Raw genomic sequence first — 16418 nt, forward strand, 5'->3', positions numbered from 1 at the left:
GATACAAAATAAGCAAGGTCTTGCTCTACTTTCTTTAAGCTTTCAGTCAAGTATTTCATTGCAAGTTTTTTTAAAATTTAATACCTAAATTGTATATGTTTGACTATATTTGTCAATATAATTATTTACTATCAATCACTCCTTTTTCAAGGAGGGCTGAGGGCAGGATTCAACCAGTTTCAATCTGGGTAATGCCAGTCAGTTAGGGAGTTTAGATCTAAGCTCCTTAATTTTTTAAATCTTTTGCAGAAACAATTATTTTCTAATCTTGCGGTACAATACACCTGATGCCCCAGACCGTTGGGGATGAGGTTTCCAGCTACCCCATATCATTATGAATAACAATAATAAAAAACCAGACAGTTTCCTGCCTGATCTCGATTACTGAATCTGAGGGCTTTTTAATGTGGAAAATAATGTCGCTATTCAACTTCTAAATTAAAGGTCACCGGCCCATCATTGACCAAATGTACTTTCATATCCGCTGCAAAAATACCAGTTTGTACATGTTCAAATTGTGACTTTGCATAGTCAACCAGTTGCTCATACAGCTCTTTTGCAGCAGCAGGTGGCATGGCAGGGCCAAAATCTGGACGTAAACCTTTTTGGGTTTGCGCCATCAGGGTAAATTGCGAAACCAGCAGTAAACCACCTCCGGCCTGACCGACATTCCAGCCCATTTTGCCTTGTTCATCATCAAAGAATCGGTATTTCAATATTTTATCAATCAGCTTTTTACCTTTTTCCAGATTGTCGTCCTTGCTCAGACCCAGAAAAACCAGAATTCCTTTATTTATTTCGCCAGTGGTTTCACCCTCGACCACGACTTTAGCTTCTAAAACTCTTTGTAATAAGGCACGCATTTTACATATTGACTGATAACGATAGATGGGCGTGATTGTAACAAGAATAAAACCTGAAGCAGTATCAGATGCTAATTTTTATGAGTTTTAAATATTTGAAAATCAATTGATTAATTTTTATAAATTCATTAAAACGATTGAAGTGATAAAAATAATCTGTTTTAACAATTTTTAGTTTTTATATATCTTAGCACCTGCAGGAAAGGTAATAAATTGAGAGATTTAGAAATGTTTAAGCGTTCATTACTGGTTGCAATGCTTGCAACTGTCACAGCCACACAAGCTGCTCCTCTAACTAAAGACAATGGCGCGCCAGTCGGTGATAACCAGAACTCAATCACAGCAGGCCCAAATGGTTCAGTCTTGCTTCAAGACGTTCAATTGGTACAAAAACTACAACGTTTTGGTCGTGAGCGTATTCCGGAGCGTGTGGTACATGCGCGTGGTACAGGGGCGTATGGTGAATTCGTTGCAACTAAAGACCTGTCTGATTTAACAATTGCTTCTCTATTCAAGACCGGTACTAAAACTCCAGTTTTTGTCCGTATGTCTACGGTAATTCATGGTAAAGGTTCACCGGAAACCCTGCGTGACCCACACGGTTTCGCGATCAAGTTCTATACTCAAGAAGGGAATTGGGATCTGGTCGGTAACCAGACACCGGTATTCTTCATCCGTGATGCGATCAAATTCCCGGACTTCATTCATGCAATGAAGCCAAGCCCGGTGACAAACGTACAAGATGCCAACCGTGTGTTTGACTTCCTGTCGAGCCAGCCATGGGCTACCAACATGCTGACTTATGTGTACGGCAAACAAGGTGTGCCCACCAGCTACCGCGAACAGGACGGTTTCGGTGTACATGCTTACAAGCTATATAACGACAAGGGCGAATACAAATATGTGAAATTCAACTTCCGCTCGCAACAAGGCGTGAAGGGGCTGAATGTGAAAGAAGCTGCCGTGCAACAGGGCAAAGACTTCAATCACTTGACCAATGATCTTTATAACAACATTTATGCCGGCAACTTCCCGAAATGGGATCTGCATATCCAGGTACAGGATCCAAAAGATCTCGGCAAGTTTGATTTTGATCCACTTGATCCCACCAAGATCTGGCCAACTGACTTAGTTCCAGAAGTGAAAGTGGGGACATTGACCCTGAACCGCATGCCAAAGAACTTCTTCAATGAGACTGAACAGTCGGCATTTGCACCAGGTAATCTAGTTCCGGGTATTGAGCCATCGGAAGACCGTCTGCTACAAGGCCGTATCTTCTCTTACTCAGATACGCAAATGTACCGTCTGGGTGTGAATCACCAGCAAATTCCGGTGAACCGTCCAGTGGTTGCTGTAAATAACAACAACCAGGAAGGTTATATGAACGTGTCTGAGCGTGACTCGGATGTGAACTATGAGCCAAGCCGCAAAGAGCCAAAAGCTGCAACTGCAAAAGCACGTGCGGTACAAACACCATTATCGGGTCATGTACAGCAAATCGGTGTGAAAGAGCAGAACTTCAAGCAGGCAGGTGAGCTGTACCGTTCGTATACTGCCAAAGAGAAAGATGACTTGATTATGAACCTGGCTGCGGACTTAGGTGCAGTAAAAGATTCAGAAACCAAGCACATCATGTTGTCTTATTTCTACAAGGCAGATACCGACTACGGTACACGTATGACCAAAGCGGTGAAGGGCAACATCGCAACGGTCAAAGCCAAAGCAGCACAACTCAAAGACTGATTTTGATTGGTCGATCAGGATTGGTGACTAGGGTTTAAGAATTCACCTCCGCAAAGTCCTGTAGAACTCCAAACCTTTCCTGCACCCTAGGGGGAGTTCTACAGGCACTACGTTTTACTCATCTTATCTAATCTGAATAGAATCATTTTCGATTCATGTCTCTATTTGATTTCTGTTGGAGTTCATCATGAAAGCTATGCAGCATGCAGTTTTAGCCAGTATTCTCGCGATAGGTTCCATATTCGCAAACGTGGCCACCGCCAAGGAGATCTCCCCTGCTAAAACTGTGGACAATATTCAGATGAGCTCACAACAGGAATTAGTTGCATTGTTTTTTGCCGCAGCCAAAACCGGCAATGACGAAGTGATTCATGAATTTCTCAAGTATGGTTTTCCGGTTGATGTACGCAATAGTGCCGGTTTTACCCCACTGATGATGGCGACCTATTATGGCCATCAAACTATTGTGACGACCTTGCTCAATCATGGTGCTGATCGCTGCGCCCGCGACAATAAAGGCAATACCGCATTGATGGGGGCACTGTTTAAAATGGAATTTGCGATTGCCAAACAGCTGCGTCAGGTCGACTGTGATGCCCAAGCCAAGCAGACCGGGCAAAAGACCACAGCCGAATTTGCCAAGGTGATTGGTCAGGAAAAACAGCTGCAGAAAATCATTCAGGAACAGGGGAAAACCCAAGGCCAGTTGTCAAAATAAAACCCATTATACTCTGATACTTTTGTCGCGAATTCAGCTAGCTGTACGTAAATCCTGCAATATTACATAAAATTTTATGCTTTAATGTTGAGATAAGCACAGCGATATTTCCTTAGTTATGGCTCCAATTATCCGTTCCCTGTTAGATACTGACTTGTACAAATTCACCATGTTACAAGTGGTATTACACAAGTTTCCGCAAACGCATAGTGTCTACCATTTCCGTTGTCGTAATCTGGAAGATACAGTCTATCCACTGACGGATATTCTGGATGATCTCAATCATCAACTTGATCTGTTGTGTCAGCTCAACTTCAAAGAAGACGAGTTGCAATATTTAAGAAGTCTGCGTTTTATCAAGAGCGATTTCGTCGATTATCTGGAACTGTTTCAACTGAAACGCCGTTTTATTCAGGCCAGTATCGATAGCGAAGGTCGTTTAGATATCACCATTGAAGGCCCGATGGTTCAGGCAATGATGTTTGAAATCTTCGTACTGGCAATTGTCAATGAACTGTATTTTAGCCGGATCCGTAGTCCTGAAGTGCTGGCTGAAGGTGAGCGCCGTTTACAGGCGAAAATACAATTATTAAAAGAATACGATGCATCGCAACATCCACATGATCCGCCATTTTTAGTGTCGGATTTTGGGACACGTCGCCGTTATAGTTTCGAATGGCAAAAGCATGTGGTAGAAGAATTCAACAAGGCTGCACCACATGTCTTCCGTGGTACCAGTAATGTGTTATTGGCGAAAGAATTGGGAATTACCCCGATTGGCACCATGGCGCATGAATTCCTGCAAGCATTTCAGGCGCTTGACGTGCGTCTGCGTAATTTCCAGAAATCTGCGCTGGAAACCTGGGTACAGGAATATCGTGGTGATTTAGGTATTGCCCTGACTGATGTGGTCGGTATGGATGCTTTCCTGCGTGATTTTGACCTGTATTTTGCCAAACTGTTTGACGGCCTGCGTCATGACAGTGGTGATCCCTATGTTTGGGGTGACAAGGCCTATGCACATTATAAAAAACTGAAAATTGACAGCAAAACCAAAATGCTGACTTTCAGTGATGGTCTGAATCTGGAAAAAGCCTGGAAACTGCATCAATACTTTAAAGACCGTTTTCAGGTCAGTTTCGGGATTGGCACCAACCTGACCAACGACATGGGCCAAACCCCCTTAAATATCGTATTGAAACTGGTGGAATGTAACCGTCAGTCGGTGGCGAAAATTTCGGACAGTCCAGGCAAAACCATGACTGATAATGATACTTTCCTGGCTTATTTGCGTCAGGTTTTCGAGATCACTGAACCTGCTTAAGCACATTTTAGACATGAGCAATTTTAAAAACCGCTTCGCTACAGGGGCGGTTTTTTTATACGAGATGGATTTTTAGCATGACTTATCTAAAATCCTGCTAATCATCTTAAAAGAAACCGCATAAGTGTAAAAATGAGCTGTGCTAAGATCAAAACAATTTGACCCATCATAGCCATGATAACGATGACAGCTTCAGCTTTTAATTTTGGTCTGCTGATCGAGGCAGAAGATTTAGTTCCCTATTTGGGCCATGAAAAACTTCGTATTGTCGACCTCAGCCGGGCTTCTGTGTATGAGCAGTTGCATATTCCACATGCCCTGCATTTACAACCCAAGCTGCTGGTTCGTCAGGAAGATCATACGATGGGGCTATTGCCGGATGTAGAAGGCTTGCAGGCCCTCATTGCTTATCTGAATATTTCGCCTGAGCATCATGTGGTGGCCTATGATGATGAGGGCGGGGCGTGGGCCGGGCGTTTACTCTGGAATCTGCATTGTCTGGGTTTTGAAAATACCAGTCTATTGAATGGCGGGATTCATGCCTGGCTAGGTGCAGGTTTGCCAACCTCGTCCGATCAGGAAATATTTAGCCCGGTGAGTCATTTAGTCCCTGTCAATCTCGAGCAAAAATCAGAGTTTCAGATTGGCTATGATGAATTACACCAGCTCATTGAAAATGAACAAGTTCAACTGTGGGATTGCCGCACTGAAGATGAATATACTGGCCTGCGTCTGGCAGCGCGCCGCGGTGGTCATATTCCGGGAGCACGTCATTTTGAATGGAGTACTGCCCTTAACCGGCAAAATCATTTAAAATTGCAGCCTTTACCACGTACTCAGCAGCGTCTGGAACAACTGGGCTTTGATTTGACTCAGCCGGTTGTGGTGTACTGCCAGTCCCATCATCGCTCAGGTTTGGCCTATATTCTGGGCCGTTTACTGGGCTGGAAAATTCGAGCCTATGATGGTGCGTGGAGTGAATGGGGCAATCGCCTCAATAGTCCAATCGCTACAGGGGAGGTGCCATCTTGAGCATCACATCACGTTTAAAACAACAGTTTTTTATTAAAGCTCAACGATTAGTACCGCAACATCGCCTGTCTCGTGTGGTCGGCAAAATTGCTGCCAGCGAAAACCCGATTATCAAAACGGCTGTAATTACTGCCTTTAAGGCACAGTACGGCATTGATATGTCGATTGCTGAACAGGCCAATGCCTTGAAATTCAAATCATTTAATGAATTCTTTACCCGTGCCCTGAAACAAGGGATTCGTGCAGTTGATCCAGATGCCAGCAGCATTGTTTCACCTGCGGATGGGGCGATTTCCCAGCTGGGTAAAATTGAAAATGGCGATGTGTTTCAGGCCAAAGGTCAAAAATTTACTGTAGAAGCGCTGATTGCTGACCCGCAACTGGCTGAACCCTTCAAGAATGGTGAATTTGCGACAGTATATTTGTCACCACGTGATTATCACCGTGTGCATATGCCATTTGCAGGGACTTTGACTGAAACTTTATATGTACCGGGGGAACTGTTCTCGGTCAATCAGGTCACGGCAGAAAACATTCCGGGCCTGTTTGCCCGCAATGAACGCATGGTCTGCCTGTTTGATACTGAAATTGGCCGTATGGCCGTGGTCTTGGTGGGTGCAATGATTGTGGCTGGTATTGAAACGGTGGCTACTGGCAAGGTCAAACCTTCTGGTCGGATCGAGTTAAACCAGCATGATCTGTTCCTGGAAAAAGGTGCGGAACTGGGCCGGTTCTACCTCGGTTCAACTGCAGTGATTTTATTTGAAGAACATAAAATGCAGTGGGATGCCGCTTTCAAGGCCAATTCTTTGGTGAATATGGGTGAAGCATTGGGGCATACGGTTTAAAGATTTTAGCCTATTGTATCCTCCCCCTTTTTCAAAGGGGGAGGATACAAAAAAAGCGCCATCAGGCGCTTTTTCTCATTTAAATCTTTAGCGTTTCACCACAATCGAATCAATGCCACTGTGTTGCAAGGTCTGCTGGGCAATCAGTGCCGCATCAGCCGAGTCATAAGGGCCTGAGACCACACGATACCAGACTTTGCCATTTTCTACGCTTCTGACCACATCAGCAGACAGGCCATTCAGAATAATTTCCGCACGGCGGGCATCGGCCTGATCCGGATCATCAAAGCTGCGTACTTGCAGAATATAGCTGACCGGAGCTGTAACTGGTGCTTCGCTGACTTCTAAGCCAGGTTCGGTGCTTGCTGCAGCTTCAGGAACTTCAGGTCGAGGTGCTTCTACAATCACCACAGTATCCTGTCTTTTAGCTTCAGGTACCGCCTGTTCAGGAATCGGAGTTACTTGTTGTTGTGGCAACAAATCGTAAAAACGGTAATCCTTATTGGTGTCTTCTTCCTGGACAGATGCTGTAGTCGTTTGAGTTTTAGGCTTAACCGGTTCCCATGGCTTCCACAACATCAGTGCCATTAAAAAACTCAACACGATTAAAATGATCACGAGTGTGCCGAGCCAGGTCGGAATCAGTGGCTTTTTAGGCTTATTCGGTCTTTCAGATACACCGCGTTGCGTTTTTCCAAACACTTGGGATTTCCTCTATATGGGGTTGCCTCATAGAAAAGGCATAACAGTGGTTATGCCTGACTATTATTTCATCCTATGTGATTAAGATCCAAATGTCATTATTTAGATCAAACTGCACACCAGATTTATACTTGAGCTATTTTTTCAAATAGCTGGCAGAATCTAGCCAGGTATTTTCTGAACAGCTAAAACAACAGTTTTCGTTGTGGCTTCGAGTAGAGCTTTTGTCTTGCGAGCATGCAAAACAATCTATACATGCTTACTCAAGCGAAGCTTTCGCCTTGCGAGCATGCAAAGCGGTGCTTTGCTTACATGCTCTCAGGCGCAGACACACCTAAAAGTTCTAAGCCATTACGCAATACCTGACGTACGTTCACTGATAACAGTAAACGCGCCTGAGTCAGTTCAGCATCATCACCGAGTACTTTATTGTCGTTGTACCAGCCGTGGAACAAGGCTGCCAGCTCTTTCAGGTAGTTGCCGATTTGATGTGGCTCATGGCTGTTTGCAGCACGCACCAGAATTTCTGGATAGGCAGCCAGTTTAGCCAGAACTTCAGTTTCAGCATCCAGCTCAAGTCGGGCCGCCAGAGTACGCGCTGCCGCAGCGTCAAAATTCACGCCTGTAGAGGCCGCTTTTTCTAACATACGGCAGATTCGGGCATGCGCATACTGGATGTAATATACAGCGTTGTCTTTGCTTTGCGACACCGCTAAGTCTAGATCGAAATCGATGTGTTGTTCAGATTTACGCATCACATAGTAGAAACGTGCAGCATCGTTGCCGACTTCTTTGCGCAGATCACGCAAGGTCACGAACTGACCTGAACGAGATGACATTTGTACCATCTCGCCACCGCGCCACAGGCTGACAAACTGAACCAGAAGCACCGTTAATTTCTTCGAGTCATAGCCCATCGCATCAATCGCTGCTTTCACACGTGCGATATAACCGTGGTGATCGGAACCCCAGATATCAATAATATCGGTATAGCCACGTTGTAATTTATTCAGGTGATAGGCAATGTCAGAGGCAAAGTAGGTGGTCTGGCCATTACGGCGTTTCACCACACGGTCTTTTTCATCACCAAATTCAGTCGACTTGAACCAGATATTGCCATCTTTTTCGTACAGGAAACCACGTTGATCTAAGGTTTGTAAGGCTTCTTCAATTTTGTCGGTTAATGATTCTTCGCTAAACCATTGGTTGAAAGTGACACCAAATTCGCCCAGGTCATCTTTAATATCATCCAGAATCGCTTTGAGTGCTGCCTGTAGGAAGACACGATAGCCTGTACCAATCAACGCCTGAGAATTAAAGATCAAACCATCAATGTGCTTTTCTTTGTCGCCAGACACCACCACTTTGTTGCCATCTGCATCCAGTTCAGCAGCGAATTGCACATCTTCCGGTACATCTTTATACACATCCGCTACAGGGCGGACATAAGCATCGCCATTCTGGTCAATAATGCTTTGCGCGATTTCTTTGACATAGTCGCCTTGGTAAGCATTTTTCGGGAAGACCAGTTCCTGACCATTTAACTCTAAATAACGCAGGTAAGTTGAAGTGGCCAGAATGTCCATTTGACGGCCAGCATCATTGACATAGTATTCGCGATCTACTTTGGCACCAGTCGCCTCTAAAAGATTAGCAACGGTCATGCCATACGCGGCACCACGACCATGACCCACGTGCAGGCTAGAGGTCGGATTGGCAGAGACAAATTCAACCTGAATGCGTTTGTCCGCATTGACCTGGGTGCGACCATAAGCATCTTGCTGTGCTTGAATTTGATCGAGTACCACAAAGCGCTGGTCTGCATTGAGGAAGAAGTTAATAAAACCAGGACCTGCGATTTCCGCTTTGCTGATATCTGCCACTTCAGGAAGAACAGCAAGCATTTTTTCTGCTAAATCACGCGGCTTCATACCCGCAGCTTTAGAGGCAATCATCGCGATATTTGAGGCGAAATCACCGTGTGTTCGGTCTTTGGTACGCGTCAAACTACTGCTGTTTTTCCAGTCAGATGGGAGGACACCTTCAGCTTGAAGGGATTGCACTGCATGTTCTAGAGCTGCTTGGATTGCCGTGTTCATAATCAGTCGAAAATAAATGTCGCAGAAAAACAGCAAATATAGCAAATTTCATGCTCTTTAGGTAAAAGCATTTCTAGGGAATAAAAATTATACGATCACTCCACAGATTTTTTACAATCTGGTCTTTGGGAGAATGTGATCAATCGGGTGAAAATAACATCAATTTTAATAAAAATGCACCTTCAGAAGTATAAAATTTGGCTTATATTAGTGATCTTAAAATATAGAAAAAGAGCAGTCCGTGGATTCGCAACAACATCCGACCATTATTGGCAATATTCCTAAACTTCCGGCGAAATGGGCACTGATTATTGTGCCGTTTATCTTGTCTGGTCTGATGAGTGGCATCATTTCCATGATCAATATGCTGCGCAATTTAGGCTGGATTGATGGATTCATGCCACTTTGGTTTCACAACTGGATGATTTCCTGGGCAATTGCCTTTCCAGTCGTGGTGACCTTATTACCTTTTGTCCGCAAATTTACCGGACTATTGGTGGATATGTCCGGCCCTCAAGCACCGAAGTGATTGATTAAAACAACTCTGACAATAGTAAGGGTTTCAGCCTTTTAAAAATGCCGATGTGAAAAATAGGGCAGGCAGGTTTTATTTTTAAGGTTGGGCTGATTTTATTCTGTCCCCAAACAGCCTGAATCTGTTGAAGAGCCAAGCTGTATCAAAGAGAAAATGGTTTTTAAATCAGATGCTCCACCGCCGCCCGGATAATCCCGAGCACCAGACCGATACAGGCACCGACCACGACACCATTGACCCGGATCATATGCAGGTCGCCACCGACTTCATTTTCAATCTTGTCGATCATCTCGGTCGAATCCCATTCGTGAATGCGCTCGCTAATGAAACGAATCACTTTTTCACTGTACTGATCACTCAGATCCACCGCGATCCCGCTAAGACGTTTATTCAGCAGCTCACGTACCGAAGCATTCGAGATAATATTTTCTCCGACCTGCTGAATCGCAATTCTGAGATTCTCGGCAATACCGGAATACGGTTTTTGCAAATCCTCTTTAATGGCATCACATAAAATCACCACGGCACCACTGATAAAATTCAGCACCTGCGGGCTATCGAGCAAGGCATCCTTGGTTTCATTCAGACGCTGGCTGGCTTCACTGTGGTTGTCGGCCAGTTGCAACATCCAGTGATGTCCAGTTTCCTCAATTTTAAGCCGCCAAGGATGATCCGGATCGGCCAGCATCGCTTCAACCCTCTGAATGACAGAATCAATGCTGCGTTGCTGCACATCAATCCCGATCCAGCTCGCGCCTTTGGCCAGTTTCCAGACTCCCATTTCCTTGAACAGGTTACGGGTCAGTTCCCGGGTTTCTTCAGGATGTGAGCTCATCCAGGCATGTACCACGTCTAGGCCGCGTTGCAGTACATCCTGATGGAAATCATTTTCGAGTACGGCGCGCAGCATCTCGCTGGCCAGGGTATTGATCTGGGTATTCTTGACCCATTGCACGCTATTATTCTGGATAAATCCGGCAATCTGTTCCTGCCCGACAAATTCAAAAACTTTAGGCACGGTTTGCTGGATCACCTGGGTGACCTGGGCATTATTCTGCGGATTGGCCAGCCAGCGCCCCGCGGCCAGACTCAAGTCGGTACTGGCCAGACTGCGCTGTACAATTTGCGGAGAAAGAAAATTTTCCTGCACAAAACGGCCCATCGACTCTGCAATACGGGCCTTGTTGCGGGGAATGATTTCGGTATGGTCACGTAAAAATTTCGGGATCGGCAAGCGGCCAAAAGGATTACGGAACAGTACGGTAATCGCATACCAGTCAGCCAGACCACCGACCACACCGGCTTCTGCAGAGAGCATCAGGATATGAATCAGCCAGACATATTCGGGCAGCAGCTTGGCAGCAAGCATGAGTGCCAACCAGATCAGTACCGCGACCACCAGCGCGATGGTCGCAAAACGTTTACTGCGTTGTAAGCTCGGTGAGATAGGCTCTGTCTGCATAGATCATCCTGTCAAGAGGGATTGGCCGGTTGCGGTTGCAGCACTGCGCCGGATGGACTTAGACCATATTTAGCCCCAAGTGACTGTAAAATCAAGCGGGCATCAAAGGCATCTTGCGGGGCCTGACCGGCTTTGAAGCATTCAATGGTATAGGCCACCTGTGCAGGATCGAGGGTAACCGTATAAGGCCGATCAAAGAATGGATCTGGCCAGAATCCCGGATAACGGCGGTAATATCCATAGGGATAATAGCTCGGTGCCGGATAGACGACGGCCTGCCGTGGTGGTTGCTGGGTGCGGTTACTTGGATCATTCAGTACCCTGAAAAACTGAAAGCCATTTTGTACGGTCGTCTGTGCGGCTTTGAGCAGGGTGATTTCTTCAGCAGTACCAAAGCTCATATTGGGACGAGCCTGAAAGCTGATGCGATAGGTGCTGCTGTTGAGGGGCGTGGTACTATATTGACCTAACTGATCAAAGCTTAAAGGCTTTGAGGGTGTCGTTGCACAGCCACTCAGACCCACTACCGCAATGAGACCCAGCCCGCAGAGGGTATATTTCATGTTCGATCTCCTGATGCAATGATCCAGTCCAGACAGCGGAGCTTAAAAACTCTTAAAAACTACTGTCTGGCTGGGTCAGGAAAGTTAATTCTTCCGCGGTCGATTCCCGGCCTAAAAGCTGGTTTCGATGCGGATAACGTCCGAAACGGTCAATAATCACTTTATGTCTTAGCTCATAGTCCAATACAGTTGGATTATCCAGCGCTTCAAACAGCTGCAATGCCACTTCATGGATACGTGCTGACTCACTGTGCATAAAGGGCATGTATAAAAAACGGCGGTAGACTGGATCAAGCGCTTGATCGAGTTTTAGCTGGATCATTTCCTGCGCCAGGACCAAAGCCATACCATCTTGAGCAAAAGCACGTGGATCGTTGCGATATAAATTACGGGATAACTGATCCAGGATAATGATTTCGGCCACCCGGCCTGCTGGCGTTTCTCGCCAGGTCCATAATTCGCCTTGTGCGGCCTGCCGATGCAAGACACTAAACTTTTCAGCCAGTAAGGCATCAAAGGCGGCGCTTTTAACAAACCAGTTCGGTTCTGCGGCCGGGGAAAACCAGAAGTCTAAAAAATCTTGATAATTCATATGCTTTATTGTTTGCCTCTGCTCATTTAATTATAAAATCACAAATTTCACATGTCTTATAGAGGAAGTTTGTGTTAAAAAATTGCCAAATTAAAAATCAATAGTTTGCCTGAAAAGTAGGCGGCCTGTCATGTGCCGGCATGAAATCACGGTATACTGATTAAACTGATGATTTTAATTTAATAGTTTAGCCCCTTTAAGCGAGATTGTAATGAGTCAACCTGAACCGACTTCCCAAAATGTGTTACCGACCTGGGTAGAGTCGTCACTCATCAAAGGCATGCTGCGTGGTATTGAGCGTGAAAGCTTACGTATGCAGAGTGATGGTTTCCTGTCACAGGCAGGGCATCCGCGTGCCTTGGGTTCAGCCTTGACTCATCCACATATCACCACAGACTATTCTGAAGCCTTAATGGAGTTTATTACGCCGCCGCAGGACACGATCAAAAAAGCCTTGGACTATCTCACTGATATTCACGCGATTGTGCATCGTCATCTGGAAAATGAGGAAAAACTCTGGCCGATGTCAATGCCCTGCATGCTGGATAGCCGCGATGAAAGTATTCCGTTGGCGCAGTATGGCAGCTCGAATATCGGCTTATTTAAAACCTTGTATCGTCATGGCTTGGGGGTGCGTTATGGTCGCCGTATGCAGACCATTTCAGGGGTGCATTATAACCTGTCTTTCCCGGATCATCTGTTCGAAGCCTTACAGCAGCAGGAGCAGGATGAAGCACTCAAGGACTTAAGCCTGCAGGATTATCGCAGCCACCGCTATATGGGACTGATCCGTAACTTTATTCGTCTGACCCCACTGGTGATGTTCCTGGTCGGTGCCAGTCCGGCAGTCTGCCAGTGCTTTATGACCGGTCGTGATCATCATCTATTGCCCTTGGTAAAAGGCACCCTGTATACCCCTTATGCGACAGCATTGCGTATGGGACGATTTGGCTACCAGAACTCAGCCCAGAAACAGCTCGGCATTCACTATAATAACTTGCAAGACTATCTAGAAGGACTGCAAAAAGCAGTCAAAACGCCGTATAAACCCTTTAGTCGTCTTGGACTGAATGCAGCAGATGGCCAGCCGACTCAGATCAATGATCATGTGCTGCAAATCGAAAATGAATATTACAGTCTGGTACGTCCGAAGCAGGTGCCACAAGAGGGTGAAACCCCATCTCAAGCCCTTGAAAATCGTGGGATTGCCTATGTCGAGCTGCGTGCAGTCGATGTCAATCCATATAGCCCGATTGGCATCAATGAAGACACCGCCGGCTTCCTGGAGGTGGTGGCCTTGTATTGTTTATTGCAGGACAGTCCAGCACTTTTCAGTGAGGAGCAGGAGATCATTGAGCAGAATCAGACCGAAGTGGTAAATCGTGGCCGTGCGCCGAATGCTGCAATTCTGGCAGATGGTCAATGCTATCCGATTGAAGACTGGTGTGCCATACATCTGCAACGCATGCAGCCTCTGGCCGAGCTGCTCAATCAGACCTATGCAACCGACCTGTATAGCAATGCCATGAAAATGATGCAGATTCGGGTTGATGAAGTTGATGCGACTTTATCTGCCCTGGTGGTGGGCGATACACGCACTCAAGGCAGTATGTGGCACTTTGGCCAGCATCTGGCTCAGCAACATAGCAGTGTTTATGAAGCACATCAGCTCAGCCCGGAAACACTGGCTTATTTTGAAGAAATGTCACAAAAGTCATTGCAGCAACAACAGCAACTCGAGCAAGATAGCAGCGTCAGTTTTGCTGATTATTTAGCCCAATATCGATAAAAAATAAGAGGATTCACCATGCAATGGGGTTATCGCTTCGTGAGTGGTATGTTATTTTTGGCTGCTGTCATTGGAATGGCATTTGCCTTATATCTTGAGCATGTACAGGGCCTGGCGCCTTGTCCACTCTGTGTGTTTCAGCGTGTGGGATTAATTGGACTGGGGATCATCTCACTCATCGCATGTCTGCATAACCCTAAATCCAATATCATGAAGGGGCTCTATGCCTTGCTAGGTTCGCTGAGTATTTTATGGTCTGTGGGCGTTGCTGCCCGGCATGTCTGGTTACAGAATCTGCCACCGGATCAGGTGCCGAGTTGTGGTCCTGGCCTGGAATACTGGCTGGAAACCTTGCCAATGCAGTCAGTGTTGCAACAGGTACTCAATGGTTCTGGCGAGTGTGCCACCATTGACTGGACTTTCTTGGGGCAATCTTTGCCGGTCTGGTCTCTGATCTTCTTTAGTATTTTATTGCTGGTCAGTCTATGGCAACTGCTGCGCAAATATAAAACTGCACCGGTTAAACGGCTCAGAGATAAATATTAATAAGTTCGCATTAACAAGCCCTCAATTGAGGGTTTTTTAATGCGCTGAAAGTTAAGTCAGGGCAATACCTTCCAGACTTTCCAGATCAATTGTATATTCACGAATTTGATCAAAGGCTTCATCTTCTACACTTGGATAGAACCAGCGTGCCACCTGTTCGGCGACCAGCGGATGATATTGAATCTCGAAATGGTTCAAGCCATAGAAAATAGCCTTGTGGGCATCCGGCACTTTGAGCTGGAAACGCGGATTGGGATGCTCGCCCAAAGCACTCTTGATACTGACCAGATAGTCGCCAATCACATGCAAGGTCTTGTTCTTACGGTTTTCAAATTCGATGGTGCCTGCAACCAGATAGGTGTCGATATGCGACGGGATCGGGGCCGGTTTACGGTTATCGTCCATGAAGCCGATCCGAAGCGGATTATGTTCCCAGTCATCATCACGGACGCTGCCATGGCGTAAATCCAGAATCCCGTTACTGCGAATATTGACCAGATGGCCAATCAGCCGGATCAGGGGGAAATGTCCGAGTTTGTCCTGCAAGCTAAAACCAAACCGTTCCAGTACAGCACCATGATGCGGTGAACCCAGACAAACCAGATTCTCTACCATATTGACCCAGTCATACACATTCTGCTTACCATAAAACAGCGCACTACGCGAGACCAGACCGCCCATGCTATGCCCGATCAGGTCAATACTGGTAATTCTCGGATTACGAGTGACCAGATCCTGCAAGGTATTGGCCAGGCTGCGACCATTGGCAGAAATCCGCCGTCCGGTGTTGTAGTTTAGATACAGCATGGTATTGCGGTCGCGCTGTGCCAGTAATTTTTCCCCGATTCCTTCATATTTGCGATTTGACCAGTCGAGATGGTTCATACATAAGCCATGCACGAATAGGGTAATCCGCCCGCTTAACTCGCCATTTTGCAATGAACCATAGTGGTCATAGATCACCATCGGCAGCGCCAGAGGATTCTGATATTTCAGCAGATAATCCCCGATAATGCCATTCAGGGCACTGACCAGAAAATGCAAGGAAGGTGTCAGCGGCTTATTATGCAGTTTGGGAAAACGCTCAATAATCTGGCGTAGCCCGGGCGCAATCAGGGTGTTGCCATAATGAAACAGCATGTCATAGGACATTTGATAGAGCCGGGCAATCGATGGAATATTCTGAATTTTTTGTGAATTATTTTCACTTAAACCAAAAATACTCATTAAAATTTCACGTTGAATACTCTTGATCAGTTCCTGAATCACGTCGTTAAAGCGCGTCGTCACCAGCTGCGCCAGACCTTCCAGTACATCGGCCTGACTCGGTGGGGTTCGGTCCCAGCGACAATAGGTTTCATGTAACGGTGTCAAACTTGGCATCTGATGCTGTCCTTTCAATGAGCCGCATGATTTGTCATCTTTCTTTTTAAAGAACTTCGCGGTATAAATTCTTTTTCTTGTCGAGTTTCCAGATATTGAGGCCTTCATTCTAAAATAGCGAGAATTACAGAATACTTCTGGCTTTTTTGTCAGACAATTTAAGTAATTAACGGGTCTGATATTGTAGTGTACTTCACATTTTTTAAATTAAATTTTGAT

15 protein-coding genes are annotated in these 16418 nt (G+C 45.8%); 8 read left to right on the forward strand and 7 right to left on the reverse strand.

The window, feature by feature from the left end; translation table 11 throughout:
* Positions 1-422 precede the first annotated feature (422 nt).
* Positions 423-863 carry a D-aminoacyl-tRNA deacylase gene (dtd, locus tag FTU82_RS05380; protein WP_074383830.1) on the reverse strand — a complete coding sequence of 147 codons (441 nt, stop codon included), beginning with the start codon at positions 861-863 and terminating at the stop codon, positions 423-425.
* Positions 864-1091: 228 nt separating this feature from the next.
* Between dtd and FTU82_RS05385 the strand changes: the two genes are divergently transcribed.
* The 5 genes from FTU82_RS05385 (at position 1092) to asd (ending at position 6528) form a co-directional block, all read left to right on the forward strand.
* Positions 1092-2606 carry a catalase gene (locus FTU82_RS05385; protein ID WP_180101117.1) on the forward strand — a complete coding sequence of 505 codons (1515 nt, stop codon included), beginning with the start codon at positions 1092-1094 and terminating at the stop codon, positions 2604-2606.
* Positions 2607-2793: 187 nt separating this feature from the next.
* On the forward strand, positions 2794-3324 hold the full coding sequence (locus tag FTU82_RS05390) for an ankyrin repeat domain-containing protein (RefSeq protein WP_180040745.1): 531 nt from the start codon (positions 2794-2796) through the stop codon (positions 3322-3324).
* Between the two features lie 118 nt (positions 3325-3442).
* A complete protein-coding gene (gene pncB / locus FTU82_RS05395; RefSeq protein WP_100357001.1) occupies positions 3443-4648 on the forward strand; it encodes a nicotinate phosphoribosyltransferase in 1206 nt (401 codons plus the stop codon).
* 183 nt (positions 4649-4831) lie between these two features.
* Positions 4832-5680, forward strand: a complete 849-nt coding sequence (locus tag FTU82_RS05400; RefSeq protein WP_180101118.1) for a sulfurtransferase — start codon at positions 4832-4834, stop codon at positions 5678-5680.
* Positions 5677-6528, forward strand: coding sequence for an archaetidylserine decarboxylase (gene asd / locus FTU82_RS05405; protein ID WP_005173321.1), 852 nt, complete (start codon positions 5677-5679; stop codon positions 6526-6528). The genes FTU82_RS05400 and asd overlap by 4 nt, the downstream gene beginning before the upstream one ends.
* A gap of 87 nt (positions 6529-6615) precedes the next feature.
* Here asd and FTU82_RS05410 read toward each other — a convergent pair whose 3' ends face one another.
* Positions 6616-7230, reverse strand: a complete 615-nt coding sequence (locus FTU82_RS05410) for an SPOR domain-containing protein (protein WP_180050764.1) — start codon at positions 7228-7230, stop codon at positions 6616-6618.
* Between the two features lie 308 nt (positions 7231-7538).
* Complete coding sequence (argS, locus tag FTU82_RS05415) at positions 7539-9329, reverse strand: arginine--tRNA ligase (RefSeq protein WP_100356999.1); 1791 nt, start codon at positions 9327-9329, stop codon at positions 7539-7541.
* A gap of 241 nt (positions 9330-9570) precedes the next feature.
* On the opposite strand from argS, the gene FTU82_RS05420 reads away from it, so the two are divergent.
* Positions 9571-9858 carry a DUF2798 domain-containing protein gene (locus FTU82_RS05420; protein WP_005173318.1) on the forward strand — a complete coding sequence of 96 codons (288 nt, stop codon included), beginning with the start codon at positions 9571-9573 and terminating at the stop codon, positions 9856-9858.
* A 166-nt stretch (positions 9859-10024) separates the two neighbouring features.
* Here FTU82_RS05420 and FTU82_RS05425 read toward each other — a convergent pair whose 3' ends face one another.
* Genes FTU82_RS05425 through FTU82_RS05435 form a run of 3 tightly spaced genes read right to left on the reverse strand, consistent with a single transcriptional unit; the run spans position 10025 to position 12481 of the window.
* Positions 10025-11326, reverse strand: a complete 1302-nt coding sequence (locus FTU82_RS05425) for a DUF445 domain-containing protein (protein ID WP_100354954.1) — start codon at positions 11324-11326, stop codon at positions 10025-10027.
* An 11-nt stretch (positions 11327-11337) separates the two neighbouring features.
* Positions 11338-11889 carry a hypothetical protein gene (locus tag FTU82_RS05430; protein ID WP_180101119.1) on the reverse strand — a complete coding sequence of 184 codons (552 nt, stop codon included), beginning with the start codon at positions 11887-11889 and terminating at the stop codon, positions 11338-11340.
* Positions 11890-11941: 52 nt separating this feature from the next.
* On the reverse strand, positions 11942-12481 hold the full coding sequence (locus tag FTU82_RS05435) for a DUF924 family protein (protein ID WP_180040755.1): 540 nt from the start codon (positions 12479-12481) through the stop codon (positions 11942-11944).
* A 211-nt stretch (positions 12482-12692) separates the two neighbouring features.
* On the opposite strand from FTU82_RS05435, the gene gshA reads away from it, so the two are divergent.
* Positions 12693-14270, forward strand: coding sequence for a glutamate--cysteine ligase (gshA, locus tag FTU82_RS05440; protein ID WP_100354953.1), 1578 nt, complete (start codon positions 12693-12695; stop codon positions 14268-14270).
* Between the two features lie 18 nt (positions 14271-14288).
* A complete protein-coding gene (locus FTU82_RS05445) occupies positions 14289-14816 on the forward strand; it encodes a disulfide bond formation protein B (RefSeq protein WP_180101120.1) in 528 nt (175 codons plus the stop codon).
* 51 nt (positions 14817-14867) lie between these two features.
* Here FTU82_RS05445 and FTU82_RS05450 read toward each other — a convergent pair whose 3' ends face one another.
* Entirely contained in the window at positions 14868-16199 is a 1332-nt protein-coding gene (locus FTU82_RS05450; protein ID WP_180101121.1) for a hypothetical protein, read from the reverse strand.
* Between the last annotated feature and the right edge of the window lie 219 nt (positions 16200-16418).

This window comes from Acinetobacter sp. YH12151, from assembly GCF_013418355.1.
Classification (GTDB): Bacteria; Pseudomonadota; Gammaproteobacteria; order Pseudomonadales; family Moraxellaceae; genus Acinetobacter; species Acinetobacter pseudolwoffii.

Coding starts and splice junctions, on each gene's coding strand:
- dtd (WP_074383830.1), bottom strand. CDS start 863: ATGCGTGCCTTATTACAAAGAGTTTTAGAAGCTAAAGTCGTGGTCGAG.
- FTU82_RS05385 (WP_180101117.1), top strand. CDS start 1,092: ATGTTTAAGCGTTCATTACTGGTTGCAATGCTTGCAACTGTCACAGCC.
- FTU82_RS05390 (WP_180040745.1), top strand. CDS start 2,794: ATGAAAGCTATGCAGCATGCAGTTTTAGCCAGTATTCTCGCGATAGGT.
- pncB (WP_100357001.1), top strand. CDS start 3,443: ATGGCTCCAATTATCCGTTCCCTGTTAGATACTGACTTGTACAAATTC.
- FTU82_RS05400 (WP_180101118.1), top strand. CDS start 4,832: ATGACAGCTTCAGCTTTTAATTTTGGTCTGCTGATCGAGGCAGAAGAT.
- argS (WP_100356999.1), bottom strand. CDS start 9,329: ATGAACACGGCAATCCAAGCAGCTCTAGAACATGCAGTGCAATCCCTT.
- FTU82_RS05425 (WP_100354954.1), bottom strand. CDS start 11,326: ATGCAGACAGAGCCTATCTCACCGAGCTTACAACGCAGTAAACGTTTT.
- FTU82_RS05430 (WP_180101119.1), bottom strand. CDS start 11,889: ATGAAATATACCCTCTGCGGGCTGGGTCTCATTGCGGTAGTGGGTCTG.
- FTU82_RS05435 (WP_180040755.1), bottom strand. CDS start 12,481: ATGAATTATCAAGATTTTTTAGACTTCTGGTTTTCCCCGGCCGCAGAA.
- gshA (WP_100354953.1), top strand. CDS start 12,693: ATGAGTCAACCTGAACCGACTTCCCAAAATGTGTTACCGACCTGGGTA.
- FTU82_RS05445 (WP_180101120.1), top strand. CDS start 14,289: ATGCAATGGGGTTATCGCTTCGTGAGTGGTATGTTATTTTTGGCTGCT.
- FTU82_RS05450 (WP_180101121.1), bottom strand. CDS start 16,199: ATGCCAAGTTTGACACCGTTACATGAAACCTATTGTCGCTGGGACCGA.